Below are 8758 nucleotides of genomic sequence, written 5' to 3' on the forward strand. Positions count from 1 at the left end.
GACTGCATTCTCTAATATGAGAATCACATTATCACCTAGGTCGGGAGAGCACGATGCCGTTGATCGCTTCGGTCGGTACCTATCTGCCGTGCTGGGGTACCGCCGAACAGCGCGTACCCGGTGACGACGAGGACGCGATCACCCTCGCCGTCGAAGCGGGCCGGGCCGCGATCGCCTCGGGGGCCGGGGTGGAGCACGTCGTGCTGGTCAGCCGGGATCTGCCGCTGCTGGAAGGCGGCAACGCCGCGGTACTGCTGGCAGGTCTCGGTCTGGATTCCGAGCTCGAGGTCACCGAGCGGCTCGGCGGCGCACCCGCGACCCTCGACGCACTCGGCTCGGCGCGGCCGCGAACCCTGGTGATCGGCGTCGACCTCGATCCGGCCGGCGCGGCCGCCGCCGTCACGGGCGAACGCGGACTACAGGTGCGCACCGCGGCGCGCGTCGCCCGGAGCCTGCCGGTCCGGACCCGCTACGCCACCGGCGTCGTGCACGACTACGGCGACCCCCGACTATTGCGCGAACGCGGACTTCTCGGGTCACTGGCCGCGTCCTGGCTCGACACCCCGGTCGCGGTGGCCGGTGTCGATCACGAACAGGCCACCGACCTGTGTATCGGTACTCCGCCGCCGCTGCCCACCTTGGGGGCGAGTTCTGGATTGTTCGCGCTGGCGGCGATGGTGGACGCGGGGCAGGCCGGCCCGCTGGTCGGGGTGGAACAGGGCAGTCTGTCCGGCGTCACGGTCGCGGCAGGCGCGGTGCCGGTGCATCGGCGCGAACCGCCGCCGCGGGAGAAACCTGTGACGAGCTTCGTGCCCGGGGCCGACATCCCGATCTCGCTGGCCGCCTATGAGCGCGCGTTCGAGGCGAAAGTGCGCTGGGCGGCCGGACGCCACGACGGCACCGACGAACTGGACTTCCCACCCCGCTATCGGGTGGACGAGGACGGCACGCTGCGCACCGACTACACGCTGGTGCCGTTGCCCCGCACCGCCACCGTGTACACATCGGTGACGGTGCATGTGCCGGTACCCGGGCTGAAAACGCCGTATTCGCTGGTCATCGTCGAACTCGAGGAGGTCGGCGTGCGCGCGCTGGTGAAAGTGACCAGCGCCGAACCGGGTTCGGTGGCCATCGGCGATCGCGGCCGCATGGTGTTGCGGCGCGTGGCGGTGCGCTCCGGCGTGCCGGACTACGGCTACGCCTTCGAACCGGAAACCCCCGAACGACAGGAGTCGGCAGCATGAGAAGAGTCGCCATCGTCGGCGCCGGAATGACGCCCTTCGCCGAGCATTTCGCGCTCGGTATCAAAGATCTGGTGCCGATGGCCTTCGCCGACTGCGCGCGCACCATCGACAAGGGGTTCCGAAAATCCGACATCCAGGCGGCGTGGTTCGGTGAGCTCGGCACCGCCGACGGGTTCGCCTCCGGCATTCTCGCCGACACCCTCGGGCTGCCCGACATTCCGGTGACCCGCGTCGAGAACGCCTGCGCCACCGGGCACGACGCGGTCCGCAACGCGCTGCTCGCGATCGCCTCCGGCGCTATCGACGTGGCCCTGGTGGTCGGCGCGGACAAGCTGCGTGAGTCGGCATCCAAGGACATGCTGTGGGAGTGGGAGGCGATGACCCGGGACATGGCCTGGGACTACCCGCTCGGGCTGGTCGCGCCTGCCGGGTTCGCGCTGCACGTGGCACGGTACCTGCACGAATCACCTGCCACACGCGAACACATGGCCATGGTCGCGGTGAAGAACCATCGGCACGGCGTGCGAAACCTCAAGGCGCGGTTGCGCTTCGAGATCAGTATCGAGGAAGCCCTCGCGGCGCCGACGGTGGTCACGCCGTTCGGGCTCTACGACTGCGCGCCGCAGAGCGACGGGGCGGCGGCGCTCGTGCTGGCGGCCGAGGGCGTGGTCGATCGCTACACCGACCGCCCCGTGTGGATTCGCGGGGTGGGACTCGGCATGGATTCGGTGATGCACCAGCACAAGCGGGACATGACGACGTTCCCCGCCACGGTCCGCGCCGCGCGCCAGGCGTTCGGCATGGCCGGGCTGACCCCGTCGGACATCGATGTCGCCGAGGTGCACGACTTCTTCACCGGCATCGAGTTGATGAGCTACGAGGATCTCGGGTTCGCCGATCGGTTCGAGGCCCACAAGCTCGTCGAAGCGGGCGTCACCAGCGTCGGCGGCGCGCTACCGGTCAATCCGAGCGGCGGCTTGAAGTCGAAGGGACATCCGCCGGGCGCCACCGGGGTGGCGCAGTGCGTGGAGTTGTTCGAGCAGTTGCGCGGCGACGCGGTGAACCAGGTCGACCGGGCCCGAATCGGGTTGGCGCACTCCATCGGTGGTCCCACGGCGGTCGCGGCCGTGACGATCCTGGCCGGGCCCGACGCGCGAGACACGGCTCAGTCGTAGGCGGGTCCGTCGATGACGGTGGCCGCGATCGCTGAGTCGATCAGCACAGTACTGGCGGCAATGCTAGGTGATCGCATCTCGCTTCGGGCTGATGCGGTCATCAGATCGAGCCGCCGTTTCGGGCTGCCCGCGGTGTGTGCCGAGTAGCCCGAACCGGCGGGGATCATCCGATTTGTTCAGCCGCGTCGAGTACTTCGGCCGAGATCGTTTCGCGTGCGCCGATCACCTCGATGCCGAGTAGCACGCCATGGGCATCGAAATCCAGGACCATCTCGGCCCCATCGAGTGGTACTGCTTGTTGCCGGACGGCTTGTCCGGGACCGATGCGATCGGCGAGGTAGATCATCGCGGCGTTTGCCGTCGAATCGTAGGTCATCCGCACAAGGACAACTCCTGTCGAGTTGGTTCCGACGTCAGTTGCCCATTGTCGTTGATTCGTGATCGGACCACGCACTAGTACTTGCGCGGGCGTCGCTGAATATGAGCGATGGGTACCAGCGTGGGCGCGTGTTCAACTTGTGCTTGCTCGCGTCCAGCCTCGCGGTGGAAGACCCGTGCGAAGCGGACCGGGTGGGTCGAAAGCGCTCGAATTGGTTGGTGGCGCGGAGTCCCGCCGAACGCACGCCTAGGTCAATGTGAGGGCTCGGTATACGCCGACTACAGTTGCCGCACCGATGATTTCGCCACGGTCGATCATCTGCACAGCCTCATCGAGCGGCACCCACCGAATTGCCTCGGCTTCGTTGATGTCCGGGCGCGTGTCGGTGCGGTCGGCACCGCAGGCGAGGTACACCTCCTGTGGATGGTCGAGAGTGCCGATCGCGGGTTGGTAGGTCACCAGGTGTTGGATGGTACGGGGGCGCCACCCGGTTTCCTCCTCGACTTCGCGGGCCGCTGCCGAGGCCACGTCTTCGGCGTGGTCGACGTATCCGCCGGGCAGCTCCCATACCCACTGGTCGATGATCCACCGGTGCCGGTACATCAGCAGCACCTCGCGGGAATCATTGAGCACCAGTGTCATCGCGCACCGTGGCATCCGGGCGACGTACTGAGTGAACTCCACGCCGTCCGGCAGGCGGATATCGGCGGTCGACAACCGGATGTGCCGGTTCTCGTCGAGTACCCGCTCACCAAGGATTGTCCACTGGCTATCGCGCATGCCGTCGACGGTAGTGGAATGCGATGGCAGAACGGAGTTGCTGAGTGCGAGGTCCGTCAGGTCGGACGACTTCGATGGCCGATCCGCACGAGGTCGTAGCCGTACAGGCCAGCGGGCGAGTTGAGACCTGATCGCCCGGCATCGACTTTGCTGGAAATCGTGGGTGGCTAGCCGTTCTCGAACTGCGCACCGATGGCGTCGGTTCGACACCATCGGCGCGCTGATGCGGGCCCGTACGTGGTCGCCGCGTGGACTTCCGCGGCTCCACGTCTGGGCGCGGGAGTTCAGCCGTGCAACGGTTGGCGGTCGGCGATGTTTCGTCGGACGTGGAACTTCTGTACCTTGCCGCTGGCGGTTCGGGGGAAATCCTCGACCTGGTGCAGCTCCTCGGGCCACTTCTGTTTGGCGACACCGGCCCGGTCGAAATGCGCGCGCATCTCGGTGATGGTCGGCATCTCGTGGCCGGTGCGCAGTCGCACCACGGCGGCGGCGTGCTCGCCGAGGCGGGCATCCGGTGCGGCGACGACGACCGCCTCGGCGATTCCGGGCATTGTCAGCAGGACCTCCTCGACTTCGAGGGCGCTGATGTTCTCGCCGCCGCGGATGATGATGTCAGCCTTGCGGTCGGTGATCGTGAGGTAGCCGTCGGCGTCGAGTTCGCCGATGTCGCCGGTGCGGTACCAGCCGTCGGCGTCGAAGGCGGCGGCGGTCAGGGCGTCGTCGGTGTAGCCGAGGCACAATTCCGGTCCGCGACTGAGGATTTCGCCGTCGGGGGCCAGACGGATCTCCACGCCGGGGAGGACATCGCCGTCGGTGAACAGGCGTTTGTCCGAGGCCGCGGTGATCTGTGACCCGGTGATCGACGGGTGCTCGGTGCTGCCGTAGGAGCGGAAGACCGTGATGCCGAGTTCGTCGAGCCTGCGGGTGACCGCCGCGGGCACCGACGACCCGCCCAGGCCCGCGTACCGCATCCGGGGCAGATGTGCGGCGGTGAAATCGGGGTGGTCGAGCAGGCTGGTGACGAAGTACGTCGCGCCGCCGCCCACGGTGAGCCCGTCGCTGTGCATCAGCGCGAGGACGCGCTGCGGATCCCACACATCGGCCAGGTTCACCGGCGACGCGTCCAGCACCGGGATCAGGAAGGCGTTCACCATGCCGATGAAGTGCCCGACGGGCGCCGCGGTGAGTTGTTTGCCGCGGTCGGGTGGGTACCAGGCGGACAGCTGCCGGGTTTCGTGACCGAGGGTCTCATGGCTGTGTACGACGCCCTTGGGCGCGCTGGTGGTTCCCGAGGTGAAGGCGATCAGTGCGGGGCCGCCCGGATCGGTCGGGAGGAATCCGGGCATCGGTTCGTCGGCGAGCAGGTCGTCGAAGTCGCGTCCCACCACGCCGACGATCGGGATGTCGGCGCACAGATCGGCCTGGAACTCGAGGCGCCCGAACCGCTCCGCTCCGATGAACACCCGTGGCGTGGTCGCCTCGAGGATGTAGGTGAGTTCCTTGCGGCCGTAGAAGTGCACGATGGGCACCACCACCGCACCGAGGAAGGCCGACGCCCAGAAGGTGGCGGCGGCCTCCATCCAGTTGGGCAGCTGGAAGGCCACGACGTCGCCGGGCCCGACGCCGCGAGCGCGTAGGCCCGCGGCGAGGCGACGGGCCCGGTGCTCGACCTCGCCGAAGGTGCCCGACCAGGGACGCTCGGCGGAGTGCACCCGGAATTCGGTGTCCGGGGCAGCGGCGAGGCCGCGCGTCAGCAGCTCGCCGATCGGTTCGCCGGTCCACCAGCCCTGCGTTCGGTAATGCTCGACCAAGTCGGCGGGAATGCTGCGCACGTGAGACTCCAATGCCCGATCCGAAGTTCTGCGGCGATGATGTTATTCTCTGAAAACAAGAATGACAATCTCGTGATGGGAGAACCTTAGATGGTCGAGCTGGAGCTGGACGAGGGCGTCGCGGTCATCACGATCGACCGACCGCACGCGCGCAACGCCATCGCGCCCGTCACGATGGACGAGCTCGACGAGGCGCTCGACAAGGCGGCGGGTGCGCGCGCCCTCGTCGTGCGCGGCGCCGGTGAGCGCGCGTTCGTCTCCGGCGGTGACCTGAAGGAACTCAGCGCTCTGCGCACCGAGGAACAGGCCGCGGCGATGGCCTGGCGGATGCGCTCGATCTGCGACCGGCTGGCGAGTTTCCCCGCCCCCGTTATCGCCGCGCTCAACGGGCACGCGCTCGGCGGCGGCGCCGAGTTCGCGGTGGCCGCTGACATCCGCGTCGCCGCCGACGATATCAAGATCGGCTTCAACCAGTCCGCGCTGGCGATCATGCCGGCCTGGGGCGGCGCGGAACGCCTCGCCGCCCTCGTCGGCAAGAGCCGCGCGCTGCTGCTCGCCGGGTCCGGCGCGATCCTCGACGTCGTCGAGGCGCAGCGCCTCGGCCTGGTGGATCGGGTGCTGCCGCGCGCGGAGTTCGAGGACGGCTGGCGCGCGCTGGCCCGATCGCTGGCCACCCCGCAGGCCGCCGAGATCAAGCGCGTCGTCGGCGGGGTGTCGGCCGAGGAAGCCGTCGCGGCCTTCGCGCGCCTGTGGGTGGCGGATGAGCACTGGGCCGCCGCCGACGCGGTGCTCACCCGCCGCGGATAATCCGCGCCCACCTGCCCGCGCTCACTCCGGTGCGGGCAGGTACGGCACCAGCGCGGCTTCGGCCGCCACGGCGAACGAGCTCAGGGCCATGGCGAGCATCGCGTACATGCCCACGGTGAACACCACATCCATCAGCTGGTGCTCGTCGAACTCGGTCGCCAGGGCGGTCCAGGTCGGGCCGCTCACGGCCCCGTCGCCGAGCAGTTCGTCGACGGCGGCCAGCAGCGCGCCGTCGATCGCCGACCACCCGGGCGCGCTCGGACCCCGTTCGATTCGGGCGATCTCCTCGGGCTCGAGGCCCGCGTCGGCGGCCAGGATCGAATGCTGGGCCCACTCGTAGCCGCAGCGTTGGACCGCCGCCACCCGCAGCACGAGCAGTTCGCGCTGCCGGGCCGAGAGCGTGGAGCCGTAGAGGAAGTGCCCGTTGAAGGTGAGGAACGGTTTGGCCAGCGCCGGGTATCTGGCCAGCGTGCCCAGCAGGTTTGACCCGCTCTGCCGCCCGGTCGACGGCTTGTCGCCGATCGCCGCGCTGCGATACTCGGCCATGAACGTGGTCATCTCCGTGGACCATTCCGCTTTCGGCAACGGCGCGATGCGGGGCTCTTGCGCCGCCGTCACGTGTTCCGCCCGCCGTTGACGCCGATGATCTGACCGGTGAGATAACCGGCCTCCTCGCTCACCAGGAACGCGCAGGTGGCGGCCACGTCGGCGGGTGTGCCGATCCGGCCGACCGGGGTGCGCGCGATCTGCGCCTCGACGTCGATGAACCCCCGGTCCACGGTGTGGCGCAGCATCGGGGTGTCGATGAAGCCCGGCGGAATGGTGTTCACCGTGATGCCGCGTTTGGCGAATTCGAGCGCGAGCACCTTGGTCAGACCCACCACGCCCGATTTCGCCGCGACGTACCCGGCCAGCCCGGCCGCGCCGCTGTGCACGCTCGACGACGAGATGTTGACGATGCGTCCCCAGCCCTGCTCGATCATGTCCGGGATCACCGCCTGGCAGCAGTCGAAGGTCCCGGTGAGATTGATCGCCAGGGCCCGGTTCCAGGTCTCGGCGCTGATCTCGAGGAAGGGACCGTCCAGGGTGAGACCGGCGCTGTTCACCAGCACCGCCGGTCGGCCGAGCCGGGCACGCACCTCGGCGACCCCGGCGTCGATCGCCGCGCGGTCGGTGACGTCGACGGGCAGGCCGATCGCCCGACCGCCGGCGTTCTCGATCGCGGCGGCGGCGTCCTTGGCCGCGTCACCGTTGAGGTCGAAGATGGCGACGGATGCCCCATCGGCGGCCAGCCGCGCGCTGATCGCGCCGCCGATCCCCGACGCGCCGCCGGTGACGATCGCGGTGCGGGCGCTCATTTGATGGCCTCGTCGCCGGCGAGGGTGGTGCGGTGCATCCGGCGCGGTTCGCGCCGGTCGAACTCGCACGCCCGGTGGACCAGGCCCCGGTTGTCCCAGATCACCAGATCGCCCACCGACCAGGCGTGGCGCAGCACGCGCTCCGGGGCGGTGGCGCGCGCCTGGAGGTCGTCGAGCAGTGCGCGCCCCTGCTCGGGGTCCATGCCGACGATGTGGGACGTGGTCGCCCCGAAGACCAGGGAGCGCCGCCCGGTGTCGTGCTGCCACACCAGCGGATGCTCGCGCACGGTGCGCGAGGCCCATTCGGTGAGCTGCTCCTCGGTGGGGTCCGGGTAGGTCAGCTTCTGGATCGCGGCGAAGGTGTGCACCACCCGCAGGTCGGCGAAGCGCTGCCGCTCGTCGTCGGAGAGGTTGTCGTAGGCCGCGTAGGTGCTGGCGAACTCGGTCTCGCCGCCCTCGGTGGCGATCACGTGCGCGCTGAGCATCGACGCCTTGGCCGGGATGGCGTCCAACGCGCCGTCGAGGTGCCAGAAATCGTTGCTCGCGAAGTACTCCGCGTTGGGATTGTCGGGGTCGAAGCTGATCTGCATGACATCGGGGTTGGCGTAGAGCGGGAACTGCACCAGCTCGCCCAACCGCCGCCCGAACGCCGCCTGCGCCTCGTCGCCGATGTGCAGTTCGCGAAACAGCAGGACGCCGTGCTCCTCGAGCGCCGCCATGCACGCGGCCGGAATGTCGGGGTCGTGCAGTAGCCGGTCTGCGTCGGCGTCGAGCACCTCCACGCCGACGGCGTCGCTCAGTTTCTTCGTGGCCAGGGTAGGCATCGGTCGCCTCTCATTCTTCCGGCGGCGCGTAACCGAGCACGCCCTTGATCTCGAGGTAGTCGTGGAAGCCGAAATCGCCCCACTCGCGGCCGTTGCCGCTCTTCTTGTAACCGCCGAAGGGCGTGTGGAAATCGAACCCGCCGTTGATCGCGATCGACCCCGCCCTGATCCGGCGGGCGACCGCGCGCGCCTGCACCAGGTCGGTGCCCGCGACGAAGCCGGCCAGGCCGTACTCGGTGTCGTTGGCGATCTCGACGGCGTGGTCGAGATCGTCGTAACCCAGGATCGTCAGGACCGGCCCGAAGATCTCCTCGCGGGCGATGGTCATGTCATTGGTGACCTCGGCGAAGACGGTGGGC

10 protein-coding genes are annotated in these 8758 nt (G+C 68.9%); 3 read left to right on the top strand and 7 right to left on the bottom strand.

Annotated elements, in window-relative coordinates:
* The first annotated feature begins 53 nt into the window (after positions 1–53).
* Positions 54–1244 (top strand): OB-fold domain-containing protein, encoded by a 1191-nt coding sequence (locus ACFWF3_RS14350; RefSeq protein WP_379314023.1) that lies wholly within the window; start codon positions 54–56, stop codon positions 1242–1244.
* Positions 1241–2419: a beta-ketoacyl synthase N-terminal-like domain-containing protein gene (locus ACFWF3_RS14355; protein WP_379314024.1), complete on the top strand. Its 1179-nt coding sequence runs from the start codon at positions 1241–1243 to the stop codon at positions 2417–2419. The genes ACFWF3_RS14350 and ACFWF3_RS14355 overlap by 4 nt, the downstream gene beginning before the upstream one ends.
* A gap of 163 nt (positions 2420–2582) precedes the next feature.
* Here ACFWF3_RS14355 and ACFWF3_RS14360 read toward each other — a convergent pair whose 3' ends face one another.
* The 3 genes from ACFWF3_RS14360 to ACFWF3_RS14370 all read right to left on the bottom strand — a co-directional run bounded on the left by ACFWF3_RS14360 (position 2583) and on the right by ACFWF3_RS14370 (position 5410).
* The gene (locus tag ACFWF3_RS14360; RefSeq protein ID WP_379314025.1) at positions 2583–2795 is read right to left on the bottom strand and encodes a DUF2283 domain-containing protein; all 213 of its coding nucleotides are present in this window, start codon (positions 2793–2795) and stop codon (positions 2583–2585) included.
* A gap of 249 nt (positions 2796–3044) precedes the next feature.
* Positions 3045–3578 carry an NUDIX hydrolase gene (locus ACFWF3_RS14365; protein WP_379314026.1) on the bottom strand — a complete coding sequence of 178 codons (534 nt, stop codon included), beginning with the start codon at positions 3576–3578 and terminating at the stop codon, positions 3045–3047.
* Between the two features lie 284 nt (positions 3579–3862).
* Positions 3863–5410 carry an AMP-binding protein gene (locus ACFWF3_RS14370; protein WP_379314027.1) on the bottom strand — a complete coding sequence of 516 codons (1548 nt, stop codon included), beginning with the start codon at positions 5408–5410 and terminating at the stop codon, positions 3863–3865.
* A gap of 90 nt (positions 5411–5500) precedes the next feature.
* Here ACFWF3_RS14370 and ACFWF3_RS14375 point away from each other — a divergent pair, with 90 nt between their 5' ends.
* Positions 5501–6217: an enoyl-CoA hydratase/isomerase family protein gene (locus ACFWF3_RS14375; RefSeq protein ID WP_067444827.1), complete on the top strand. Its 717-nt coding sequence runs from the start codon at positions 5501–5503 to the stop codon at positions 6215–6217.
* Positions 6218–6238: 21 nt separating this feature from the next.
* Here the strand turns inward: ACFWF3_RS14375 and ACFWF3_RS14380 are convergent, their stop codons facing one another.
* The 4 genes from ACFWF3_RS14380 to ACFWF3_RS14395 all read right to left on the bottom strand — a co-directional run.
* A complete protein-coding gene (locus ACFWF3_RS14380) occupies positions 6239–6775 on the bottom strand; it encodes a carboxymuconolactone decarboxylase family protein (protein ID WP_379314028.1) in 537 nt (178 codons plus the stop codon).
* Positions 6776–6831: 56 nt separating this feature from the next.
* Positions 6832–7575, bottom strand: a complete 744-nt coding sequence (locus ACFWF3_RS14385) for an SDR family NAD(P)-dependent oxidoreductase (RefSeq protein WP_379314029.1) — start codon at positions 7573–7575, stop codon at positions 6832–6834.
* Positions 7572–8399: a TauD/TfdA dioxygenase family protein gene (locus ACFWF3_RS14390; protein WP_379314030.1), complete on the bottom strand. Its 828-nt coding sequence runs from the start codon at positions 8397–8399 to the stop codon at positions 7572–7574. Before ACFWF3_RS14390 ends, ACFWF3_RS14385 begins: the two co-directional genes overlap by 4 nt.
* Before the next feature lie 10 nt (positions 8400–8409).
* Positions 8410–8758: aldehyde dehydrogenase family protein (locus ACFWF3_RS14395; protein WP_379314031.1), on the bottom strand; the 349-nt coding region annotated here is incomplete at its 5' end.

The organism is Nocardia sp. NPDC060220, from assembly GCF_042727815.1.
Lineage (GTDB): Bacteria > Actinomycetota > Actinomycetes > Mycobacteriales > Mycobacteriaceae > Nocardia.

Excerpts from the sequence above, each read along its gene's own strand:
- ACFWF3_RS14375 (WP_067444827.1), top strand. The coding sequence starts at position 5,501 with ATGGTCGAGCTGGAGCTGGACGAGGGCGTCGCGGTCATCACGATCGAC.
- ACFWF3_RS14385 (WP_379314029.1), bottom strand. The coding sequence starts at position 7,575 with ATGAGCGCCCGCACCGCGATCGTCACCGGCGGCGCGTCGGGGATCGGC.
- ACFWF3_RS14355 (WP_379314024.1), top strand. The coding sequence starts at position 1,241 with ATGAGAAGAGTCGCCATCGTCGGCGCCGGAATGACGCCCTTCGCCGAG.
- ACFWF3_RS14365 (WP_379314026.1), bottom strand. The coding sequence starts at position 3,578 with ATGCGCGATAGCCAGTGGACAATCCTTGGTGAGCGGGTACTCGACGAG.
- ACFWF3_RS14360 (WP_379314025.1), bottom strand. The coding sequence starts at position 2,795 with ATGACCTACGATTCGACGGCAAACGCCGCGATGATCTACCTCGCCGAT.
- ACFWF3_RS14390 (WP_379314030.1), bottom strand. The coding sequence starts at position 8,399 with ATGCCTACCCTGGCCACGAAGAAACTGAGCGACGCCGTCGGCGTGGAG.
- ACFWF3_RS14350 (WP_379314023.1), top strand. The coding sequence starts at position 54 with ATGCCGTTGATCGCTTCGGTCGGTACCTATCTGCCGTGCTGGGGTACC.
- ACFWF3_RS14380 (WP_379314028.1), bottom strand. The coding sequence starts at position 6,775 with ATGACCACGTTCATGGCCGAGTATCGCAGCGCGGCGATCGGCGACAAG.